Origin of the sequence: Acidovorax sp., assembly GCF_034519795.1 — a bacterium.
Lineage (GTDB): Bacteria > Pseudomonadota > Gammaproteobacteria > Burkholderiales > Burkholderiaceae_C > Acidovorax.
On sequence record NZ_JAXHOB010000030.1, the window covers coordinates 247,578 to 269,219 of the forward strand.

Genomic DNA, 21,642 nt, shown 5'->3' on the forward strand with positions numbered 1-21,642 from the left:
ATGTCCGAGCTGTACATCGGCCTGATGTCAGGCACCTCGCTCGACGGCATCGACGGGGTGCTGGCGGATTTCACCGATGGCCGCATGGCGGTGACCCACCATGCCAGCGCGCCTTTCGCGCCCGCGCTGCGCGCGGAACTTCTGGCCCTCAACACCCCCGGCAGCGATGAGCTGCACCGCGCCGCCCTGGCGGGCAATGCCCTGGCCCGCGCCTATGCCGGCGTGGTGCAGACCTTGCTGGAGAGCAGCGGGCTGGCGTCCCAGTCCATTCGCGCCATCGGCGCCCACGGCCAGACCGTGCGCCACCGCCCGCAGGAGTTCGATGGCACCGGCTACACGCTGCAGCTGAACAACCCCTCGCTGCTGACCGAGCATACCGGCATCGCCGTGGTGGCAGACTTTCGCAGCCGCGACCTGGCTGCGGGCGGCCAGGGCGCGCCCCTGGTGCCCGCATTCCACCAGGGCGTGTTCGGCCGCCAGGGCGAGACCGTGCTGGTGCTCAACATCGGCGGCATCTCCAACCTGAGCGTGCTGGGTGCCGACGGCCAGGTCCGGGGCTTCGATTGCGGCCCCGGCAATGCGCTGATGGACCACTGGTGCCAGTTGCACACCGGCCAGGCGTTCGACGCCGCAGGTGCCTGGGCTGCCAGCGGCCAGGTGCTGCCCGAGTTGCTGGCCCTGTTGCGCCAGGAGCCCTTCCTGCACAAGCCCCCACCCAAGAGCACGGGGCGTGACCTGTTCAACCCCGCCTGGCTGGCCAACCGCCTGGAGGCCTTCCAGGGCGCCCCCCTCCAGGACGTGCAGGCCACGCTCACGGAGTTCACAGCGCTGGCATGCGCCGACGATGCCAGGCGCCATGCTGCGGGCGCCAGGACCCTGGCGGTCTGCGGTGGCGGCGCGCTCAATGCCCATCTGATGGCACGGCTGCAGGCCGCCTGCCCTGCCCTGCAGGTGATCGCCACCGATGCCCTGGGCCTGCCCGCCCTGCAGGTGGAGGCGGCGGCTTTCGCGTGGCTGGCGCGCCAGGCCATGCTGGGCCAGCCAGGCAACCTGCCCGGTGTCACCGGCGCTGCCGGGGGCCGCGTGCTGGGTGCCATCCACCCGGCCTGAGCCACCCAGTCAGCCGTGGTCGGCGGCGTCGGCCGTGGCCGCTGCCTTGCTGCTGGCCCGGTCCTCGGGCGAAAGCTGCCAGAAGATGCCGGCCGAAGCCACCGTCATCAGCCCCATGCAGGCAAACGTGGCCTGGAAGGCCGAGAGCGTGTGCGCTGCGCCTGGCGGCTGGAAGAAGGCGGTGAACGCCGCCAGCACCGCGCCCGCAGCCGCCACGCCCATGCCCATGGCGACCATCTGCACCATGGACAACAGGCTGTTGCCGCTGCTCGCATTGGCATGGCCCAGGTCCTTGAGGGTCACCGTGTTCATGGCCGTGAACTGCAGGGAGTTCACGGCCCCGAAGACCGCCAGTTGCAGCACACGTGCCCACAGCGGCTGGGATGGATCGGCCAGGCCAAAGCTGGCCATGGTCAGGCCCACCAGCAGGGTGTTGCCCACCAGCACCTGCCGGTAGCCGAAGCGGGTGATCAGCGGCGTGGTGAAACGCTTCATGGACATGCCGGCAATCGCCACGGGCAGCATCATCATGCCGGCCTGCAGGGGCGAATAGCCCATGGTGACCTGCAGCAGCAACGGGATCAGGAAGGGCATGCAGGAACTGCCCAGGCGCGAGAACAGGTTGCCCAGCAGGCCGATGCGCAGCGTGTCGACGGAAAACAGCTGCGGCGAGAACAGCGGGTCGGCACGCCGGGCCGCGTGCAGCCAGTAGGCCACCAGGCTGGCCAGTCCGAAGACCATGAGCACCAGCACACTGGCCTGGCGCAGCCCCATGCTCGCCAGGCCGTCCAGCGCCAGCGAGAGCGACACCATGCCGAAGGCCAGCATCAGATACCCCGCCAGGTCGAAACGGGGCACGAAGGTCACTGGTTCGCCAGGCATGAAGCGCAGCGTGGCGATGCAACCCACCAGCCCCACCGGTACGTTGATCAGGAAGATCCAGTGCCAGGAGGCTGCCTCCACCAGCCAGCCCCCCAGCGTGGGGCCGATCAGCGGGCCGATGAGCCCCGGGATGGCCACGAAGCTCATGGCCTGCAGGAACTGCTCGCGCGGGAAGGTGCGCAGCACCACCAGCCGGCCCACGGGCATCAGCAGCGCCCCGCCCAGGCCCTGCACCACGCGCGCCGTCACCAGTTGGGCAAGGTTCTGGGCCATCGCGCAGCACACCGAGCCCAGCACGAACAGCACGATGGCCGAAAGGAAGACGCGGCGCGAACCGAAACGGTCGGCCAACCAACCCGAAGCCGGGATCAACATGGCCATGGCCAGCGAGTAGGCCACCACCACCGACTGCATCTGCAGCGGGCTTTCGCCCAGGCTGCGCGCCATGGCCGGCAGCGCGGTGTTGACGATGGTGGCGTCCAGCGTCTGCATGAAGAAGCCGATGGCCACCAGCCACAGGAGGACCTTGCGGGATTGTTCTTGCTGCATGCGCTGCCAGACTATGGAGAAATCGGGAGCCCCAAATGAAAAGCCGCCCGAAGGCGGCTTGCGCTATCAACCGGGGCCGTGGACACGGCCCGGCTTCTTCAGGCCGAGAAGCTGGAGCCGCAGCCGCAGGTGGTGGTGGCGTTCGGGTTCTTGATCACGAACTGGGCGCCTTGCAGGTCTTCCTTGTAGTCGATCTCGGCACCGACCAGGTACTGGTAGCTCATGGCGTCGATCAGCAGCGAGACGCCATTCTTGGTCATGGTGGTGTCGTCGTCGTTCGTGATTTCGTCGAACGTGAAGCCGTACTGGAAGCCCGAGCAGCCGCCGCCCTGCACGAAGACGCGCAGCTTGAGGTCCGGATTGCCTTCTTCCGCGATCAGGTCCGCCACCTTCGCTGCCGCACTGTCGGTGAACAGGATGGGGGCGGGCATTTCGGTCTGGATGTTCTCGGCAACTGCGCTCATGGGGGGCTCCGTTATCAGGTTTGGAACCAATACTACTGCAAAGCAGTCGGGGATTCAGGGGCTGCCGCCTTTGACGGCAACTGCAGTGGGGGCTTTTCATCGGCCACCACCGCCAGCGGGCACATCTGGCCGGTGATCATGGCGCCCTGGTGCATCTCCAGCGCCTTGTAGTGCACGTTGCCGGTGATGCGCGCCTTGGGCTGCAGTTCCAGCAACTCCGCCGCATGCACCGGGCCCGTCACCGAGCCGTTGACGATCACGTGGTCGGCATGCACCGCCCCCTCGACCCGGGCCGACTCGGAGATCACCAGGATGCTGGGCTGCTCGGTGCCGGAGCGGATGTCACCCACCACCTCGCCATCGACACGCATCCCCTCGCCGAACAGCACATTGCCGTCGATGCGGGTGCCATGGGCCACCAGACTTTTGATCGGGGGCTGCTTCTTTCGGGAAAACATGGGCAAAACTCCTGGGTCAGGGACGGCGGTCCGCGCGCGCCAGGGGCGCCGGCAAGCGGTCCATCCGCGTCAAAAAAGAAAGGCAGGGCCCTGGCTTGCTGCCCGCAGCGCGCACAAGGTGGCGGCGGGCTGCGGCTACTCAGCCGCCAGGGCCATGGTCTGGGAGGTGCGCAGGTTGCTGCCGTCCAGCACCCGCGCGGTCACGGTTTTTACCACGGCATCGGGCGGCAGGGTCAACATCCCCTCCAGCCGCCGGTACTGGCGCAGCTGCAGGGCTGCGCTCTGGGGGAATGCCTGGGTCCAGGGCTTGCCGTCCTGCGTGCCGGCCAGCACCAGTTCCAGCTTGCCATTGAACTCGGGGGCATTGCGCGCGGCCTGGATCACCAGCACCTGCCAGCGCAACTGCATGCCCCCCACGATTTCGGCATGCAGACCGCGGATGGCCACGCCTTCCGTCGAGCCCGCCGGTATGAGCCGCTCGAAGAATCCGAGGTCTTCACGCAGCGTGCGGTTCTCGGCCTCGAGCTGCCGCACCTGGGCCATCAGGGTCTGCAGCGTGGCCCGGTCGGCCGTGAGAAGGCTCTCGGCCGTCTGCGAGACGGCATGCTGGCGCTGGGTTTCCTCCACCAGCCGAGCCACCTCGCCGCGCAGCCGCACCAGCTCCTCGCGCGCACCGGATTCGAGCCCCGCAATGGATTTGCCGAACTCGAACGCCCACAGCGCCACGGCGGCACACAGCCCGAAGACCACCGCCAGCAGCAGCCAGCGCACCGGCCAGGGCATGGCACTGCGAATGGCCACGCGCGGGGCACTGATGGTCAATCGGCGGCGAAGAAGTCGCAAACGCATGGAAAGGCGGGAATCCGGTACTCAAAAACAAAGAGCGCACCATAAACGAAAAAACCGCCCGAAGGCGGTTTTTTTGCAAGGCAGCCCAGGCTTAACGCTTGGAGAACTGCTTGGCGCGGCGTGCGGAGTGCAGACCGACCTTCTTGCGTTCCACTTCGCGGGCGTCGCGCGTCACGAAGCCGGCTTGGCTCAGTGCGGGCTTGAGCGTCGCGTCGTAGTCGATCAGGGCGCGGGTGATGCCGTGGCGGGCAGCGCCGGCCTGGCCGGATTCACCGCCACCGTGCACATTGATCTGGATGTCGAAGGTTTCGACATGGTTGGTCAGTGCGAGCGGTTGCTTGGCGATCATGATCGAGGTTTCGCGGCCGAAGTAGGACTGGATGTCCTTGCCGTTCACCGTGATCTTGCCAGTGCCTTTTTTCAGAAACACGCGGGCGACGCTGGACTTGCGACGGCCGGTGCCATTGTTCCATTCACCAATCATCTCAAGGCTCCTTAGATTTCCAGCGCCTTGGGCTGCTGGGCGGTGTGGGGATGCTCTGCACCGCCATACACCTTGAGTTTCTTGATCATCGCGTAGCCAAGGGGACCCTTGGGCAGCATGCCCTTGACAGCCTTCTCCAGCGCGCGGCCGGGGTGCTTGGCTTGCATGTCGCGGAAGTTCGTGGCCGTGATACCGCCGGGGTAACCCGAGTGGCGGTAGTACACCTTGTCCAGGGACTTGGTGCCGGTGACCTTGAGCTGGGCGGCGTTGATGATGACGATGAAGTCACCGGTATCGACGTGAGGCGTGTAAATGGCCTTGTGTTTGCCGCGCAAACGGAGAGCAACTTCGCTGGCTACTCGTCCGAGGACCTTGTCGGTCGCGTCAATCACAAACCACTCGTGCACGACCTCAGCGGGCTTGGCGCTGAAAGTAGTAGTCATGAGTTTCTCTTCGAAAGAGGGTTTGGCGGGTCCTTTTCCACGGTCGGTGCTTCTCTGAAGGAAGCCTCTTAGGTGGCACTTGATCTTCGCCGCGGGACCACAAAAGCGCTGCGAAGCCCTCGATTATACGAATTACCGGGCATCGGGCGCAAGCCATGCCGGGTAAAAACCTCGCATGTCCCCCCCGCACGCCGGGCGCATCGCGTCAGGGGGACTGGCGACGGCGTGCCTCTTCGGCCTCGTAGCGGCGCTTGTTCTCCACGCAAATGGCGGATCCCATCTGGGACGGCTTCTGGCATTCGTTGTGGATGCACATCGGGCGCGCCAGGAAGCTGGCGTCGGCACATGCCTCCTGGGGCGATGGCACGCGCACCGGCGCAGGACGGGGGCGCTCCACCGGTGGTGGCGGTGGTGGCGGTGGCGGTGGTGGCTCCTCCTGGACCACGACGGGGGCGGGCGGCGGCTCGGAGGCCACGACGCGCTTCGGTCTCGGCGCCGGCTTGGCAAGCACCGGAGCCGACGCGGCGTCGGCGATGGTCCCCGGCGTGGCCTCCGAAGACGCGCTGGCCACCACCTCGGCAGGCTCCGATGCCGGCACCACCACGGCCACTGCCTCGGACGCCACGGACGCTGGCTCGGCCATCTCGGTGATGATGTCGTCTGCAGGCGTGGCCTTACGGCCATTGCCTTGCGACCACCAGACCCCGGCAGCCGCCACGGCCAGCCCGGACACGCCGAGCACCATCCACACCGGCAAGCGCCGCGAGGGTTGCTCGGCACGCGCCGACAGCGCAGCGGCGGCCCGCTCGGATTCGGTGAGGGCCGCGCGCACCCGGCCGGCGGCACCGCTGGACTCACCGCGGCCATGGCGCGCCGCCTTGCGGTCATGGTCGGCAGTCACCAGGACCTCTGTGTCCGCAGGGTCCATGAAGACGGTGTCGGCCACGCCCCTCTGCACCGTATCGGGGTACCCGTCGGCAGCAGCGTCCCCGCCCGCGGCCTCCAGCGCCTTGTTCGTCTGGACGGCTATTTCGGCCACGATGGCGGGGGCTGCCGTCACATCCACCGTCGGAACCAGCAGGCCCGGGCCGGGTTGGTCGGCAGGCTCCACCCAGATGTCACCCAGATCGGCGCGGAAGTCGAAATGCTCCACGCCCTCCGGCGCGGCAGTCATCTCCATCAATTGCAGGAAGGCGTCGATGCTCTGGGGCCGGTCTTCCGGCTTGAGCGACAGCGCCTGCGAAACTGCGGAAACGAATGCCGGCGAATACTCGACGCCCAATTGCTTCTTGACGGTCTTGGCCACGCGCGAGAACGGCACCATGCGGTCCTTGATGGAGCGCAGCGTGGCCGGCAGCGGCGTGTCGTTGCACAGGCAGCCATGCATTACCGCTGCCAGCGAGTACAGGTCGCTCCAGGGCCCTTGGCGCAGGTCGTCGTCCCCTTCGGAATACTGCTCGATGGGCGCGTAGTTCACCTTGAGCACGGCCGTGTGCTTGTGGTCCTTGTCGTTGATCGCGTGGCGCGCGGCGCCCAGGTCCAGCAGCACGGGCGGGCCGCTGTCCTGCAGAAAGATGTTGTCGGGCGAGATGTCGCGGTGCAGGGTCTTGCCGTCGTGCAGCACGCGCAAGGCCCCGAGCACCGACCACAGCAGCTTGCGCAGCCACTCCTCGGTGGGCGGCGTGCGCATCTGGGCGCGCGCCTGCTTGAAGGTCATGCCCGAGTACAGGGGCATGACCATGTAGGCAGTGTTGTTGGCCTCCCAGAAGCGGAACACCTTGACCAGCGAGGGGTGGTCGAACTGCGCCAGCAGGCGGGCTTCGCCCACGAACGATTCGAGGCCGGCGTGGAAGGTCTGCTGGTCGGACGATGAGCGCACCCACAGCGACTGGCCCTGGGCACGCCCGGCCAGTGCCGAGGGCATGTATTCCTTGATGGCCACGGCACGGTGCAGCGAATGGTCGAAGGCCTTGTAGACCATGCCGAAACCGCCCACGCCCAGCAGCGCCAGGATCTCGAACTCGGCCAGCCGCGTTCCAGGCGGCAGCGCGTCCACATGGCTGACGGCACTGGCAGGAGCAGGAACAGAGGTTTCGGTCATTGTGCGAAAAAGCTGGGCGGAGTGGCCGGGGGGACGGCGGTCGGAAAACTGCTGCGAGGGGCCGTCCCGCGGCACCAGCGATCATGATGCATGACCGCCGGCGGCAATGAAACAAAAAGCCACTTACCTGCCAAAAACGTCACACAGGAGCCTCCCAGCACGCAATTCTGCCCTGTCCTGCATTGTCCGTGCCACCTGTGGCGGCTGAAAGCCCTGATTGACGGGTGGGGTGCCGTCTGATCGGGCCGCAGCCTCCGAAATATCGGGCCGGGGGCCGACACTCGTTACCATTGGGGCATGTTCAGTTACCGCCACGCCTTCCATGCAGGCAACCACGCCGATGTGCTCAAGCACACGGTGCTGATTGCTGCCCTGCAACACCTTGTCGAGAAAGACGCGGCCCTGACCGTGCTGGACACCCATGCGGGTGCAGGCCTGTACCGGCTCGATGGCGACTACGCCAACACCAGCGCCGAATCGGCCGACGGCATCGCCCGGCTGGTCGCACCCGGGGCGCCTGCGCTCCAACCCGCGCTGCAGGCCTATGTGGACCTGGTGCGCGCCTTCAACCAGGGCGCGGCCACGCGCGTCTACCCGGGCTCGCCGTTCATCATCCAGCGCCTGCTGCGCGACCATGACAAGCTCAAGCTGTTCGAGCTGCACCCGACCGACCTGCGCGCGCTGGCCGGCAACGTGGCCCAACTCGAAGCCGGCCGCCAGGTGGCGGTGCTGCACGAGGACGGATTCGAGGGCATCAAGAAATTCCTGCCCCCGCCAGCCCGGCGCGCGCTGGTGCTGTGCGACCCGAGCTACGAGATGAAAAGCGACTACGGCAAGGTGCTCGATATGGCGGCGGATTCGCTCAAGCGCTTCGCCACCGGCACCTATGCCTTCTGGTACCCGATCATCCCGCGCCCCGAGGCCCATGACCTGCCGCGCCGCCTGAAGACCCTGGCCACCAAGGCGGGGAAAAGCTGGCTGCATGCCACGCTGACCGTCAAGTCCAGCAAGATGACCGAAACCGCCGCCGGCGATGTCAAGCGCCCTGGCCTGCCGGCCAGCGGCATGTTCCTGATCAACCCGCCCTTCACGCTCAAGGCCGCGCTCAAGGATGCGCTGCCCCAGATGACCGAACTGCTGGCACAGGACCGGAACGCCACCCACACACTCGAGTCCGGCGGGTAGAAGGCACGCCCCAGCGCGCCGCGACAAGGCTCAGGGAGACCGCAGCAGGCGCGGCGAGGCGCCAGGGGTGCGGCGACCGGTGGCCGCTGGCGCTGCCTGGGCCGCAGGCAGCGAAAAGCGTTGCGGCAGGTTGTCCAAGGGAACGGATGGGCAGGTGACGGCATCGCCGCCCACCGGGAAGACATCCACGGCCTTGAGCCCCAGGGCATGAACCCCCAGGGCCATTGCGGCGCCGCGGCTCAGGTCGACGATGCGGTTGGCCACGTGGGGGCCACGGTCATTGACCCGCACCACCACGCCCTTGCCCGTTTCCCGGTTCCGCACGCAGATGCGGGTGCCGAAGGCCAGGGTGCGGTGCGCCGCCGTCATGGCATTCATGTCGAACAGTTCGCCGCTGGCCGTGCGCCGCCGATGAAAGCGCTGCCCGTACCAGGAGGCCAGCCCCGTCTCCAGGGGACCCTCGTCCACCTCCACCGGGGCGCCGTCGTCTTCGCCATCGTCCATTTCCACCCCATCCGCCGGCACGCCGGGGTAGGACGGCCCCTGCGTCCCCACCAGCCCCGCCGGAAATGGAAGGGCCTCGACAGGGTCGACCGCTGCCTTCAGGCCACTGCCCGTGGCGCCATCCAGGCGCAGCCCGGCTTCCTCGCCCCATGCGGCGGGCCCCCACAGCAGGCAGCCCAGCAGCGCACAGGCGATTGCTCGCGCAAGATCAGCGCTTGCAGCGCGCAAGAAACGCCTCTTCAAAACGCTTGAGGTCCGCGCGCTCGCCTTCCGTGAGGTCGGTGCGGGCACGCTTGTTGTTCAGGATGCGCTGCGATTCGGCGCACTGCTGGGCCTGGCGGGCATCCATTTCACGGGCCGACTGGGCTGCCATCTGGGCGGACCTTTCTTCCTCGCGGCGCTGCCGGTCCCCGGCGCGCCGCTCCTGGTAGAAGCGATCGGAAGCGTCCCGCTCCTCCTGCGCGCAGTCGCGGCGGTATTCATTGCGCATGCCTTGCACCACGTCGGGCGCGATCTTGCGCGTATAGGCGTTGCGGATGTTTTCGTCCAGCGCGCGGCAGCGCCCGCTCATGTAGCTGTAGTGGTCCGGCACATCGGGCGCCGTACGCACCACCGTGGAGCGCGAAGACTGGCTGTAGGAGTACGACGGCTGCGCAGGGCCGGCTTCAACGGTCCGGGTGGTGCTGCCCGCCAGGCAGGGACGGGTCAGGGAGTAGTTGTTCCCATTGGCATCGCGGCAGTGGTAGCGCGTCTGCGCCCCCGCGCTCGACGCCCCAAGCCCTCCCAGCAGGACCAGCATCACGGCAAATACAACCTTCATGGCGCACCAGAAAAATGAAACAAAGGGTGTGAATATTAGCGTTGGACGCCGGTTACAGCACCAGGCGGCGGCAAATTTCGAGCGTCGCAGCGCTCTGGTTCATGGTGTAGAAGTGCAGCGCCGGCACGCCCGCACTGCGCAGCCGGTCGCACAGATCCGTCACCACATCGAGGCCGAAGGCCTTGATGCTTGCGCTATCGTCCCCGAAAGCCTGCAGGCGCAGGCGGATCCAGCGCGGGATCTCGGCGCCGCAGGCATCCGAAAAACGCATGAGCTGGGTGGAGCTGGTGATCGGCATGATGCCGGGCACCACCGGAATGCTGGCGCCCCGTCCTTGCACATCGTCCACGAAGCGGAAATAGGAATCGGCGTTGTAGAAGTACTGGGTGATGGCCGCGTCCGCGCCCGCCTGCACCTTGGCCAGGTAGGCCTTGAGATCGGCTTCGGGGGAGCGCGCCTGGGGATGCACCTCGGGATAGGCGGCCACTTCGATGTGAAAGTCGCGCCCGGTCTCGGCCCGGATGAAGGCCACCAGGTCGCTGGCGTACTGGAACTCGCCGCCCGCGCCGTAGCCGCTGGGCAGGTCACCGCGCAGCGCCACCAGGCGCTTGACGCCCATGGCCCTGAGCTGAGCCAATTCCTCGCGCACCGATTCGCGCGTGGCGCCGATGCACGAGAAATGCGAGGCTGCGGGCACGCCTTCGGCCAGGATCTCGCGCACCGTGCCGAAAGTGCCTTCCTGTGTGGAGCCGCCCGCACCGTAGGTGACGGAGCAGAACTCGGGGCTCAGCGCATACAGGTGCTGGCGCTCGGCCCGCAGCTTGTCGGCACCCGCGGGCGTCTTGGGTGGAAAGAATTCGAGGCTCACCGGAAAGCCGGTGGCCTGCGCCTTGGCTGCACTCATGCGGCCCTCCTCGCAAAAACAAAGAATTCGCGGTTGCCGTCGCCACCGCTGATGGGGCTGTCCAGCCAGGCCTGCACCGTGAGGCCCAGGCCGGCGCAGCAGTCACGGATGCGCTGCTCGACCACTGCGTACAGGGATTCGTCGCGCACGATGCCGCCCTTGCCCACCTGGCCGGGCTGCAGCTCGAACTGCGGCTTGACCAGCATCAGCAACTGCCCATCCGGCGCCAGCAGCGGCACCAGCGCGGGCAGGACGAGTGTCAGCGAGATGAAGGACAGGTCGCCTGTGACCAGATCGAACATGGGCGTGATGTCCACCTGTTCCAACCCGGCCCTGCGGCGGCGCACCGTGCGCACGGTGCCTTCGGCCCGCGCGCGCGCCTTGGCGGCGCGCTCGGCCTTGAAGGCTTCCACGTCCTGCTCCCTGGCATCGTCGCTGTCGTCGTAGCCGTCGTCCACCTCGCCACCGTTGCGCATCCAGGCATAGGGCGCCACCGGCTGGGTGTCGTTGTCGTCGATATCGGTTTCCACCTGCTCGGACAAGGCTTCCTCGCAGGCTTCCTTAAGCGTCTCGGCCGTCATGGCGCGGGCATTGAGCCCTTCCACCGCCACCACGCGCAGGTCATTGCGCAGCTGCTCATGCAACTGGCCGTGCCCCACATCCACGCCGATCACCTGGGCTGCGCCTTGCTGCAGCAGGCAGTCGGTGAAGCCACCGCTGCTCTGGCCCACGTCCAGGCAGCGCAGCCCCTTCGCGGACAGCTTCGTGGCCGCAAGCGCGCCCTCGAGCTTGAGGCCGCCGCGCGAGATGTACTTCGCCTCGGCGTCGTCGAGCAGCCGCACCTCGGCCACCGACGGGATGTCGTCACCGTTCTTGGCCACCTTCTGCCAGGGCGCCAGCGGCGACAGGCGCCATTCGACCCCGGCCGCGATCAGGCGCTGCGCCTGCGACCGCGTGGTCGCGTGGCCGAACTCCACCAAAAAAACATCTGCGCGCATGCGTCACTCTCTCACCCGAGGGCAATGGATTTCAGGGCCTAGGAGGGCTGTCGGACTTGGAGCGTCGAAAGCAAAAATCGGCCCCAGCGAGGACAGTTTTTGCCGGATTTGCAGCCCCATAGCCAGGCCAAGGGGCAAAAAGACGGTGAAAAACGGGCCGCTGCGGCCGATTTGCAGCCGACGATTTCCAAGTCCGACAGGCTCCTAGAGGGCACGAAGGCATTCACCGCCACCGGCACCCTGCCCTCTCGGGCAAGGGCGGCCGGCGACGGCAGCCGATCAGTAGCGGTAGGTGTCGGGCTTGTAAGGGCCTTGCTTGGACACGCCGATGTAGGCGGCCTGCTCGTCGGACAGCTCGGTCAGCATGGCGCCGACCTTCTTCAGGTGCAGGCGTGCGACCTTTTCGTCGAGGTGCTTGGGCAGCACATAGACCTGGCCGTTCTCGTAGCGGTCCTTGTGCATGAACAGCTCGATCTGGGCGATGGTCTGGTTGGCGAACGAGCTGGACATCACGAAGCTCGGGTGGCCCGTGCCGCAGCCCAGGTTCACCAGGCGGCCCTTGGCCAGCAGGATGATGCGCTTGCCGTCCGGGAAGATCACGTGGTCCACCTGGGGCTTGATCTCTTCCCACTCGTACTGCTCCAGCGACGCGACCTGGATCTCGTTGTCGAAGTGGCCGATGTTGCAGACGATGGCCTGGTCCTTCATGGCCTTCATGTGATCGTGGGTGATCACGTCCTTGTTGCCGGTGGTGGTGACGAAGATGTCGGCCTTGTCGGCGGCATATTCCATGGTCACGACCTTGTAGCCTTCCATCGCGGCCTGCAGGGCGTTGATGGGGTCGATCTCGGTCACCCAGACCTGGGCCGACAGCGCGCGCAGGGCCTGGGCGCTGCCCTTGCCCACGTCGCCGTAGCCGGCCACGCAGGCCACTTTGCCGGCGATCATCACGTCGGTGGCGCGCTTGATGCCGTCCACCAGCGACTCGCGGCAACCGTACAGGTTGTCGAACTTGCTCTTGGTCACCGAGTCATTGACGTTGATCGCGCGGAACAGCAAGCTGCCCTTGGCCGACATTTCCTTCAGGCGGTGCACGCCCGTAGTGGTCTCTTCGGTCACGCCGATGATCTGGGCGCTCTTGCGGGTGTACCAGGTCGGGTCCACGGCCAGCTTGGCCTTGATGGAGGCGTACAGGCAGGTTTCCTCTTCGCTGGTGGGGTTGTCCAGCAGCGATGCGTCCTTTTCGGCGCGCTGGCCCAGGTGCATCAGCAAGGTGGCGTCGCCGCCGTCGTCCAGGATCAGGTTGGGGCCTTCGCCTTCGCTGCCGGCGGGGCCGAAGTCGAAGATGCGGTGGGTGTAGTCCCAGTATTCGGCCAGGGTTTCACCCTTGATGGCGAACACCGGCGTGCCGGTGGCGGCGATGGCGGCGGCGGCGTGGTCCTGCGTGGAGAAGATGTTGCACGAAGCCCAGCGCACGTCGGCGCCCAGGGCCTGCAGCGTCTCGATCAGCACGGCGGTCTGGATCGTCATGTGCAGGCTGCCGGTGATGCGGGCACCCTTCAAGGCCTGCTGGGCGGCGAATTCCTCGCGGATGGCCATCAGGCCGGGCATCTCCGTTTCGGCGATGCGGATTTCCTTGCGGCCCCAGGCGGCCAGGCCGATGTCGGCAATGATGCAGTCGGTGTTGACCGGGGCGTTGACGCGTGCGTTCATGATGGTGTGCTCCAAAGCATGTTTGAAAAACCACTTGCCGCGCGGGGATGAGACGGAAGGCTCACCACACGATAAGTGGATGAGCGTCGTTGCTAGATGACTCCGAGCCTCACGCCCCGCCAGTGCTGGGGACGCTGCAACGCTCCTCGGATGCGCGCATTATAAGTAAAAGGCCCGGGCCCAGGCGCTTACAGAACGACGACGTGGCCCAATTGCGGGTCGATGCGACCGGCATGCAGGTCTTCAACCAGTGCCTGCGCCGCCGCAAATCCCTGGTGCTCCCGCACCTGCATCCAGGGCCGGCGGGCATCGCTGATGCGGTCGATGAAGGCGCGCTGCGCGGCGTTGAACTTCTGGTTCACCACCTCGGGGCCCCAGTCGGCATTGCGCTTTCGGATCTGCACCGGCGCGAAATAGAACACCGGCGCCGGCCCAGGCAAGGCGGTGTCGCGCAGGAAATTCGTGTTCTGGGCCGATCCCGCGTAGCAGTCGTAGACCAGCGCATCACCGAAGTGCCGGTGCACCCGTGCGCGCAGGTCCTCGTCGCCCGAGAAATCCACGTACAGCGTGGGCACGCTGGCGTCCAGTGTCTCCAGTTCGCCGTAGGCCACGCTGCCCTGGTAGCAGCCCAGCCCCTGCACGAAGGCACTGTTGCGCGCCGAGGTGAGCCCCACCTGCTCGATGCCCTCCTGCCCTCCCAGGCAGAACGCTGTGCCATAGGCCGTCTTGCTCGATGCGCTGGAGAAGAGCAGGCGCCGCGCGCCGAAGAAGCCGTTGTCCTGCAGGAAGTCCGCCAGCATGAACGAAGTGATGAACAGCGGCCGCACCAGCATCTGGCAGTTCTCGTCGGCGGCGCGGTAGGCCGGATCGGCGCTGGTGCGCGTGTACTGGTTGTAGGCCGATGTCAGGCCCTGGCGGTGCTCCGCACCGTCGTAGAAGCCCCGCGCCGTCACGCGCACGGGCTGCATCCGCAGATGGCTGGCGATCGGCCAGTAGCCGTAGAAGCGCTCGCCCACGGCCACGCCCTCCACGTCGGAAGCCACCACCTCGGCAAAGCCCCAGACCGGCATGTGGCCCCAGCCCGCCTCGCCGGTGGGAAAGAATTCCCAGTACTGCATGGCATCGCCGAAGGCGGCATAGGTGATGTTGTTCGTCGTGACGGCCACACGGTCCACGCGCAGCAGGGCCTCGCCGGGCTGCAGCGGCGCCAGGGTCAACTGATCGGTGCGGGTGTGATTCAATGCGTTCTTGTCGGTCAACAGGCGGGTCTGCATGGTCATGGTGTGTCTCTGGGTCGGTGGTGAAAATGCGCTGCGATCACTGTATGGCGCCGGGCCCCGCAGCGGGTTCGGAAACCGATGAAGACCCCGCCCGCCAGCCCCGCAGCGGCTGCCAGGCCATTGAAAAGGCCACGCCAGGCCCGCGCCCGCTTCACCGTGCAGGCCATCTACGACGCCTTTGTTCGGATTTGGCAGCGCGATGGCTGGGACAGGCTCACCACGCGCAACGTGGCGCTGGAAACCGGCATCGCCGTGGGCACGCTGTACGACTATTTCCCCAACAAGACGGCCCTGCTCTCGGGCTATGTGCGCCACTGCCTCGAAACCCTGCTCGCAGCCATCGACCGCGAGGCCGTGCAGCCCACCGGCCTGCCCTGGGAGCAACGCATCCACCACCTGGTGCGCCTGGTCTGCGGCGTGGATGCGCCCGAGCTGCCGACCTTCCACCCCGACATGCTGGCGCTGGAAGGCGCCATGGCCGAACCGCACCACCACCGCCGCGCGCACGAGGAGCTGGTCGCCGCCTGGGGCCGGGTGCTGGCCGCCTGTACCGACCTGCCCCAGCCATTGGCGCCGGAGCTTGCACAGGCACTGCACCTGTCGGCCTGGGGCGCAAGACGCTATGTGCTGCTGCTCCAGCTGGATCCGGCGGCCATGCGGCAATGGGCCGATGGCGTGGAGCAGTTGTGCTGCGCGGCCATCCTGCAGGCGGCGAATCCGCCGCGCTGAACCTGTCACCTGCGCGGCTGCTGCGCTTGGCGTGGCACTCCACACTGGCGCCCTCACCGAAGAAGGAGCACCCATGGACCCGAAGGACAAGGTCATCATCGTCACCGGCGGCGCCAGCGGCATCGGCCGCAGCATCGCGCGGCGTTTTGCACAGGAGGGCGCCCTTGCCGTGGTCGTGGCCGACCTGCACCTGGAGGCGGCCCAGGCCGTGGCCGACGAGATCGGTGGCCTGGCGGTGCGCTGCGACGTTGCGCGCGAGGCCGACATCCAGGCCCTGGTGGCCGCCACGCGCGAGCGCTACGGCCGCGTGGACGCCTACATCTCGAACGCCGGCATCCTGGGCCGTCCGGGCGGCATCGAGCTCGAAGACCCGCTGTGGGACGCGATGTGGAACATCCACGGCATGGCCCATGTCTGGGCGGCGCGCGCCGTGGTGCCCGAGATGGTGGAGCGCGGCGAGGGCTTCTTCCTCGTCACGGCCTCGGCCGCCGGGCTGCTGACCATCGTCGAGTCCGCCCCCTATGCCGTCACCAAGCATGCGGCCGTAGCCTTTGCCGAGTGGCTGCGCATCGCCTATGGCCGCAAGGGCGTGGGCGTCGCCTGCCTGTGCCCGCAGTCGGTGCAGACCGCCATGGTCACGGGCGATGGCGGCTCGGCCTCGCACGACGGCATCCTGCCGCCCGAGCAGGTGGCGAGCGACGTGCTGGCCGCCATGCAGGACGGGCGCTTCCTGGTGCTGCCCCACCCCGAGGTGGCGCAGTACTTTCGCAACAAGGGCCAGGACTACGAGCGCTGGCTGGGCGGCATGCAGAAGATGTATGCGCGCCACGCGCAGGCGCAGACAGGCGGTTGAGGCACTTGCGAAGACGGGGAAGCGCTCGCCCGGTAAAATCGGCGGATCCGGGCGCGTGAGCGCCTGCCGCGCCGACTGCCGCAGGCCTCTGCCGCAGCGAGCTGCCCACCCCCTTCCCTGGAATTCCCTGTGTCCTACGCCCCCGAAACCCGGCGCCGCCGCACCTTTGCCATCATTTCCCACCCCGACGCGGGCAAGACCACGCTGACCGAAAAGCTGCTGCTGTTCTCGGGCGCCATCCAGATCGCCGGTGCCGTCAAGGGCCGCAAGGCCAGCCGCCACGCTACCTCCGACTGGATGGAGATCGAAAAGCAGCGCGGCATCTCGGTGGCCTCCTCGGTCATGCAGATGCTGTACCGCGATCACGTGATCAACCTGCTCGACACGCCCGGCCACAAGGACTTCTCGGAGGACACCTACCGCGTGCTCACCGCCGTGGACTCGGCGCTGATGGTGATCGACGCGGCCAACGGTGTGGAAGCGCAGACGCGCCGCCTGATCGAGGTCTGCCGCCAGCGCGATACGCCCATCATCACCTTCGTGAACAAGATGGACCGCGAAGTGCGCGACCCGCTGGACATCATGGACGAAGTGGAGCGCGAGCTGGGCATGCCCTGCTGCCCCATGACCTGGCCGGTGGGCCAGGGCAAGGCCTTCGGCGGCATCATCAACCTGCGCACCAAGACCATGACGGTGTTCGAATCCGGCAGCGAGCGCCGCCCGCAGGATTTCGAGGCCATCCCGCTGTCGGACGAAACCACGCTGCGCACGCGCTTCGGCGCCGAGTTCGATGCAGCGCTCGAAAGCATGGAACTCGCCGTGGGCGCATCGCCCGCCTGGGACCACGAGGCCTTCCTGGCTGGCAAGCTGACGCCCGTGTTCTTCGGCTCCGGGGTGAACAACTTCGGGGTGATGGAGGTGCTCGACGCCCTGGTGGACATGGCGCCGCCCCCCGGCCCGCGCGTAAGCACGCTGCAGGTCAACAAGCAGCCCGTGGTCAAGACCATCCAGCCCGAGGACGAGGGCTTTGCCGGCGTGGTCTTCAAGGTGCAGGCCAACATGGACGCCAACCACCGCGACCGCATCGCCTTCGTGCGCGTGGCCTCGGGCAAATACGTACCCGGCATGAAGCTCAAGGTGCAGCGCACCGCCAAGGAACTGCGCCCCACCTCGGTCGTGACCTTCATGTCCCAGCGCCGCGAGGCGGTCGAAGAGGCCTATGCGGGCGACATCATCGGCTTCACCACGCATGGCGGCGTGCAGCTCGGTGACACCATCACCGATGGCGCCAACCTGCAGTTCACCGGCCTGCCGTTCTTCGCGCCCGAGCTGTTCATGACCGTGATCCTCAAGAACCCGCTGCGCACCAAGCAGCTCCAGCAGGGCCTGGCCCAGCTGGGCGAGGAAGGCGCCATCCAGGTCTTCAAGCCCGACGTGGGCGGCCCCATGCTGCTGGGCGCCGTGGGCCAGCTGCAGTTCGAAGTGGTGCAGCACCGCCTGCGCGCCGAATACGACGCTGACGTGCGCCTGGAAGGTTGCCAGTACACCGGAGCCCGCTGGATCACCGCCGACAGCCCGGCCGACCTGCGCGCCTTCACCGACGCCTACCCCATGCGCCTGTCGCACGACGCGGCCAATGCGCTGGCCTACCTGTGCACCTCGCCCTACGACGTGCGGCTGGCGCAGGAGCGCTTTCCCAAGATCCACTTCCACCCGCTGCGCGAACACGCCGGGCTGAGCCTGGGCAGCGCGGGCTGAGCCCCTTTCTCCCAACCATCTCGCGGCCATCGTCCCTCCATGCGGCACGCCCAGCCCCCGATAGCACGGCCGGCGCTCCGTGGACGGGCGGCAGGCCTGCTGTTGCGTCGGTTCATGCTCCTGGTCGCACTGGGGCTGGGCTGCACCATCGCCGTGGCAGACCCGCTCCGCAGCGGCGCCAGGCAGCCCGCCGCACCACGCGCGGAAATCCCGCTCGTTCAGGACATCCTGAACATGCCGGTCGGCGACCCGCCCGTCGAGTCCATGCACTGGCCCCAGGCGCTGGAGGCATTGAACCGTCCCCGCGAGGCTGCCGCCCTGCGCCAGGCCCTGCTGCTGCGCTGGCTGGCCAGCCTGCAACCGGCAGGCAACTTCGCCCCGGCGACCGAAACCCTGGGCCAGGCCATCGGGTCCGTCGGTTCACCAGACAGCACGGCCCGCGCCCGTGATGCCAGGGCCTGGTGGAACGCCCTGCTCGCCCGCCAGCTGCGCATCGCACTGCCCGAGGCCAGCGTGCCCTTGCCTGACGAGATCGGCAGCCTGCGGGAGCGCCTGGTGAGCCTGCGCCCCGGCGTCTGGGCATTGCGCGACAACGCCAGAGCACCCACCGCCAGCCCGACCTCAGGCGTGGCACCAGCACCCGGCGTCTTCGCCCTGGTGGAACTGCGCAACACGGGCAGCAGGGCGCTGGCCCTGGGCCCGTTCGAACTCGAGCTGCTGCCGGGGCCGGCGGCGACCCAAGCCGCCCCACCCGCCTGGTCGATGGCCTGCGAGACCCCCCGCTACCAGGCCAAAGCCCCCCTGGTGCCCGACCAGGCCCAGCCCTACCTGTGCCGCGGTCCGGCGCTGCAAGCTGCCGCAGGGGACGCGGGCGCGGTGCTCCTCGCCGCCCAGCAACAGGGGCGGCTGCGCATCCGGTCCGACGCGCTCGACCGGGAATCCGAGCGGCAAGCGATCGTTACCGCGCTCGCGCAGCCCCGGCAGGACGCGCTGCGCAGCTTCCTGGCCGCCAATGCGTCGTGCGAGCAACGCGGAACCTGCGCCGCGCAAGCCCGCGAGACCCGGGCGCGCGCGGCCAAGGCAGCCACCGCCAACCAGGCCCGCGAGCGCGAGCGCTGGGCCGCCCTGCAATGGTGGGGGGCCCTCCTCGCCGGTGCGGCGGTGTATGTCGCCATGGCCCGCTACATCAGCGTAGCGGCCGCCTCGGTCGCCCTGTTCATTGCGCTGGCCATCCCGGCCTACCAGGTCTTCCAATCGGCGCGGACCATGAACACGGCGGACAATTGGGGCGGTTTTGTCGTGATCCCGATGATGGGCCTGGCCATCCTGGTCCCCATCGTGCTGCCGCCTGTGGCGGCCTGGATCTACCGCACCGCTGCCAACCGCCAGGACCGCCGCCGGACCCTTCTGTCGATCGGCTACTTCGTGGTCACGGTCCTCGCCATCGCCTTGATCGACCGCATCCTGGACCTGCTGTTCTGACCGGGCTACGCCGGTCCCATTTTTTGCTTCCGCCTTCATGCATCCCCTGACCCACTGGCACATTGCAGCCACCCCTCCTCTGCTCGGTGTCTTCACCGACATCGACGACACCCTGACCACCGACGGCGCCATCACACCCGATGCGCTGGAGGCGCTGGGCGCGCTGCGCGCCGCAGGCCTGCACGTCATCCCCATCACCGGCCGCCCCGTGGGCTGGAGCGAGCCCTTTGCGCTGAGCTGGCCTGTCGACGCCATCGTGGCCGAGAACGGTGCCGTGGCGCTGCGCCGCGTGGAGGGCCCTGCGGGTCCGACACTCGCCAAGAGTTACCAGCAAGACGGCCCCACCCGCACGGCCAACTATGCGCGCATGCAGGAGGTCCTGGCACAGGTGGAGCGCGAGGTGCCGGGGGCCGGCCGCGCCACGGACTCCCCTGGCCGCGAGACCGACATTGCCATCGACCACAGCGAGTTCACCCAGCTGCCGCAGGGCGCCATCGACGCGGCCGTGCAGCGCATGCGCGCGGCCGGCATGAACGCGACGGTGAGCAGCATCCACATCAATGGCTGGTTTGGCGCACACAACAAGCTCGAAGGGGCCCGCTGGATCGTGCGCGAGCTGTTCGGCCGCGACCTCGATGCCGAGATCGACCGCTGGGTCTACGTGGGTGATTCGACCAACGACCAGCTCATGTTCCAGCACTTCGCGCACAGCGTGGGCGTGGCCAACATTGCGCGCTTCGTGCCGCAACTGGCGCACCTGCCACGCTATGTGACCGAGGGCGAGCGGGGTGCCGGCTTTGCCGAGGTGGCGCAACGCATCCTCGCAGGGATGGCGGCCACCGCCTGACAGGCCAGGCCGCTGCGCACATGTCCCGGCGCAACACCTTCGCCCTGGTATGGCTCGCCATGGGGGTGGGCGCCTTGGGCCTCTACCTGCTCACGACGCAGTACACGCCGGCCCGCTTTTCCGTGCGCGCGGGCGGCCAGGAGGTGCACGACCGCAGCACCGGCCTGACCTGGCGCCGCTGCGCCGAGGGCATGCAGTGGACCGGCGCAAACTGCACAGGCGCGCCCCAGGCCTTTACCCAGATCGAAGCGGGGGAACACGCCGCGCAACAGGCGGGCTGGCGCCTGCCCACGGTGCGCGAACTGCACACGCTGGTGGACGGGGCGCGCAGCCACCCCGCCATCGACACCGAGGCGTTTCCCGACACGCCCCCCACCTGGTTCTGGAGCGCGAGCCAGGCCAACAGCCGCATCACGCACGCCTGGCTGGTGCACTTCGGCGAAGGCCGGGCCAACATGGCGCTCAAGCTGAACCACATGCCGGCACGCCTCTTGCGACGCTGAAGATCTACAGGGTTTTGCTCAGCGTGACGATCACGCGCGATTGGTTGACGGGGCCGAAGTAGTCCTTCTTGTTGGCGCCGACCACGGCAGCACCCAGGGACAGGCCCGAACCGAAGTCATAGGCACCGCCGACGCTGTAGTCGATGTAGTTGGGAGCAGCGATGTCGCCGCCAAAGCGCGTGTAGCCCACGGCCGCCTTGAGCATGACCTTGGGCATCACTTCCTGCGCGAACGCCAGGTTCAGGTAGCCGGTGTTGCGGCCCTGGAAGCCGGTGCCGGCATAGGCGAAGTAGTCCTTGGACAGCGTGTGCGAGTACTTGGCCGTCACGGGGCCGAAGGTGGCGGCGCCATAGACTTCGGTGGTGTTGCCGTTGCTGTTGCCGGGGTAGATGTAGGTCAGAAGGCCCACGTCCAGGTCGGCGCCGCCGGCCTTGAACTTGTAGCCGCCATAGATGTCGGATTCGATGGAGTTGCGGGGCAGCCAGTCGACGCTGGAGTTCCAGTTGCCGACATAGAAACCGGACTCGCCGAAGGCGTAGTCGAAGCCACCCTGGATCGCGGGCTTGACGGCCCGGGCCTTGGAGACATCCTGGTCCTGGCCACGGAACTTGTAGTTGGAGGTCAGGCTGACGTTGGCGGTGAGCTGGGCACTGGCCAGCAGGGGAAACGCGGTCAGCAGGGCAACAGCGAAAGGGGTGCGGGGAAATTTCATGGCTTGCAATCAAA

22 protein-coding genes and 1 riboswitch are annotated in these 21,642 nt (G+C 67.6%); of the genes, 8 read left to right on the forward strand and 14 right to left on the reverse strand.

What is annotated here, in order from left to right; all coding sequences use genetic code 11:
- Nucleotides 1-1,110, forward strand: a complete 1,110-nt coding sequence (locus tag U5N23_RS29990; protein ID WP_322596338.1) for an anhydro-N-acetylmuramic acid kinase — start codon at nucleotides 1-3, stop codon at nucleotides 1,108-1,110.
- A gap of 9 nt (nucleotides 1,111-1,119) precedes the next feature.
- On the opposite strand, the gene mdtD is transcribed toward U5N23_RS29990, so the two are convergent.
- From mdtD to U5N23_RS30025, 7 genes are all read right to left on the reverse strand, one after another.
- Nucleotides 1,120-2,541 carry a multidrug transporter subunit MdtD gene (gene mdtD, locus U5N23_RS29995; RefSeq protein WP_322596339.1) on the reverse strand — a complete coding sequence of 474 codons (1,422 nt, stop codon included), beginning with the start codon at nucleotides 2,539-2,541 and terminating at the stop codon, nucleotides 1,120-1,122.
- Between the two features lie 98 nt (nucleotides 2,542-2,639).
- Complete coding sequence (gene erpA, locus U5N23_RS30000) at nucleotides 2,640-3,005, reverse strand: iron-sulfur cluster insertion protein ErpA (RefSeq protein ID WP_007856958.1); 366 nt, start codon at nucleotides 3,003-3,005, stop codon at nucleotides 2,640-2,642.
- Between the two features lie 32 nt (nucleotides 3,006-3,037).
- On the reverse strand, nucleotides 3,038-3,463 hold the full coding sequence (locus U5N23_RS30005) for a polymer-forming cytoskeletal protein (RefSeq protein ID WP_322596340.1): 426 nt from the start codon (nucleotides 3,461-3,463) through the stop codon (nucleotides 3,038-3,040).
- 135 nt (nucleotides 3,464-3,598) lie between these two features.
- Nucleotides 3,599-4,312, reverse strand: coding sequence for a DUF6776 family protein (locus U5N23_RS30010; protein WP_322596341.1), 714 nt, complete (start codon nucleotides 4,310-4,312; stop codon nucleotides 3,599-3,601).
- A gap of 91 nt (nucleotides 4,313-4,403) precedes the next feature.
- Nucleotides 4,404-4,796, reverse strand: coding sequence for a 30S ribosomal protein S9 (gene rpsI, locus U5N23_RS30015; RefSeq protein ID WP_007856955.1), 393 nt, complete (start codon nucleotides 4,794-4,796; stop codon nucleotides 4,404-4,406).
- Between the two features lie 11 nt (nucleotides 4,797-4,807).
- Nucleotides 4,808-5,239 carry a 50S ribosomal protein L13 gene (rplM, locus tag U5N23_RS30020; protein WP_056414298.1) on the reverse strand — a complete coding sequence of 144 codons (432 nt, stop codon included), beginning with the start codon at nucleotides 5,237-5,239 and terminating at the stop codon, nucleotides 4,808-4,810.
- A 205-nt stretch (nucleotides 5,240-5,444) separates the two neighbouring features.
- Nucleotides 5,445-7,340, reverse strand: coding sequence for a serine/threonine-protein kinase (locus U5N23_RS30025; RefSeq protein ID WP_322596342.1), 1,896 nt, complete (start codon nucleotides 7,338-7,340; stop codon nucleotides 5,445-5,447).
- A 297-nt stretch (nucleotides 7,341-7,637) separates the two neighbouring features.
- Between U5N23_RS30025 and U5N23_RS30030 the strand changes: the two genes are divergently transcribed.
- Nucleotides 7,638-8,525: a 23S rRNA (adenine(2030)-N(6))-methyltransferase RlmJ gene (locus tag U5N23_RS30030; RefSeq protein WP_322596343.1), complete on the forward strand. Its 888-nt coding sequence runs from the start codon at nucleotides 7,638-7,640 to the stop codon at nucleotides 8,523-8,525.
- 30 nt (nucleotides 8,526-8,555) lie between these two features.
- Here U5N23_RS30030 and U5N23_RS30035 read toward each other — a convergent pair whose 3' ends face one another.
- From U5N23_RS30035 to U5N23_RS30060, 6 genes are all read right to left on the reverse strand, one after another.
- Nucleotides 8,556-9,257, reverse strand: coding sequence for a septal ring lytic transglycosylase RlpA family protein (locus tag U5N23_RS30035; RefSeq protein ID WP_322596344.1), 702 nt, complete (start codon nucleotides 9,255-9,257; stop codon nucleotides 8,556-8,558).
- The gene (locus U5N23_RS30040) at nucleotides 9,238-9,849 is read right to left on the reverse strand and encodes a hypothetical protein (protein ID WP_322596345.1); all 612 of its coding nucleotides are present in this window, start codon (nucleotides 9,847-9,849) and stop codon (nucleotides 9,238-9,240) included. The genes U5N23_RS30035 and U5N23_RS30040 overlap by 20 nt, the downstream gene beginning before the upstream one ends.
- A 52-nt stretch (nucleotides 9,850-9,901) precedes the next feature.
- Nucleotides 9,902-10,753 carry a methylenetetrahydrofolate reductase [NAD(P)H] gene (gene metF / locus U5N23_RS30045; RefSeq protein ID WP_322596346.1) on the reverse strand — a complete coding sequence of 284 codons (852 nt, stop codon included), beginning with the start codon at nucleotides 10,751-10,753 and terminating at the stop codon, nucleotides 9,902-9,904.
- Nucleotides 10,750-11,751: a TlyA family RNA methyltransferase gene (locus U5N23_RS30050; protein ID WP_322596347.1), complete on the reverse strand. Its 1,002-nt coding sequence runs from the start codon at nucleotides 11,749-11,751 to the stop codon at nucleotides 10,750-10,752. The genes metF and U5N23_RS30050 overlap by 4 nt, the downstream gene beginning before the upstream one ends.
- 279 nt (nucleotides 11,752-12,030) lie before the next feature.
- Nucleotides 12,031-13,464 carry an adenosylhomocysteinase gene (ahcY, locus tag U5N23_RS30055; RefSeq protein WP_322596348.1) on the reverse strand — a complete coding sequence of 478 codons (1,434 nt, stop codon included), beginning with the start codon at nucleotides 13,462-13,464 and terminating at the stop codon, nucleotides 12,031-12,033.
- Nucleotides 13,465-13,538: 74 nt separating this feature from the next.
- A riboswitch (S-adenosyl-L-homocysteine riboswitch) is annotated at nucleotides 13,539-13,617 on the reverse strand.
- A 35-nt stretch (nucleotides 13,618-13,652) separates the two neighbouring features.
- On the reverse strand, nucleotides 13,653-14,744 hold the full coding sequence (locus U5N23_RS30060; RefSeq protein ID WP_322596349.1) for a DUF2855 family protein: 1,092 nt from the start codon (nucleotides 14,742-14,744) through the stop codon (nucleotides 13,653-13,655).
- Nucleotides 14,745-14,822: 78 nt separating this feature from the next.
- On the opposite strand from U5N23_RS30060, the gene U5N23_RS30065 reads away from it, so the two are divergent.
- From U5N23_RS30065 to U5N23_RS30090, 6 genes are all read left to right on the forward strand, one after another.
- Nucleotides 14,823-15,473 carry a TetR/AcrR family transcriptional regulator gene (locus U5N23_RS30065; RefSeq protein WP_322596350.1) on the forward strand — a complete coding sequence of 217 codons (651 nt, stop codon included), beginning with the start codon at nucleotides 14,823-14,825 and terminating at the stop codon, nucleotides 15,471-15,473.
- Between the two features lie 73 nt (nucleotides 15,474-15,546).
- Nucleotides 15,547-16,326, forward strand: a complete 780-nt coding sequence (locus tag U5N23_RS30070) for an SDR family oxidoreductase (protein ID WP_322596351.1) — start codon at nucleotides 15,547-15,549, stop codon at nucleotides 16,324-16,326.
- A 129-nt stretch (nucleotides 16,327-16,455) separates the two neighbouring features.
- Nucleotides 16,456-18,084: a peptide chain release factor 3 gene (locus U5N23_RS30075; RefSeq protein ID WP_322596352.1), complete on the forward strand. Its 1,629-nt coding sequence runs from the start codon at nucleotides 16,456-16,458 to the stop codon at nucleotides 18,082-18,084.
- Between the two features lie 114 nt (nucleotides 18,085-18,198).
- Nucleotides 18,199-19,566, forward strand: a complete 1,368-nt coding sequence (locus tag U5N23_RS30080; RefSeq protein ID WP_322596353.1) for a hypothetical protein — start codon at nucleotides 18,199-18,201, stop codon at nucleotides 19,564-19,566.
- 37 nt (nucleotides 19,567-19,603) lie between these two features.
- Nucleotides 19,604-20,413, forward strand: a complete 810-nt coding sequence (locus tag U5N23_RS30085; RefSeq protein WP_322596354.1) for an HAD-IIB family hydrolase — start codon at nucleotides 19,604-19,606, stop codon at nucleotides 20,411-20,413.
- 20 nt (nucleotides 20,414-20,433) lie between these two features.
- Entirely contained in the window at nucleotides 20,434-20,916 is a 483-nt protein-coding gene (locus U5N23_RS30090) for a DUF1566 domain-containing protein (protein ID WP_322596355.1), read from the forward strand.
- Between the two features lie 4 nt (nucleotides 20,917-20,920).
- On the opposite strand, the gene U5N23_RS30095 is transcribed toward U5N23_RS30090, so the two are convergent.
- Nucleotides 20,921-21,628 carry a TorF family putative porin gene (locus U5N23_RS30095; RefSeq protein ID WP_322596356.1) on the reverse strand — a complete coding sequence of 236 codons (708 nt, stop codon included), beginning with the start codon at nucleotides 21,626-21,628 and terminating at the stop codon, nucleotides 20,921-20,923.
- Nucleotides 21,629-21,642: the final 14 nt, after the last annotated feature.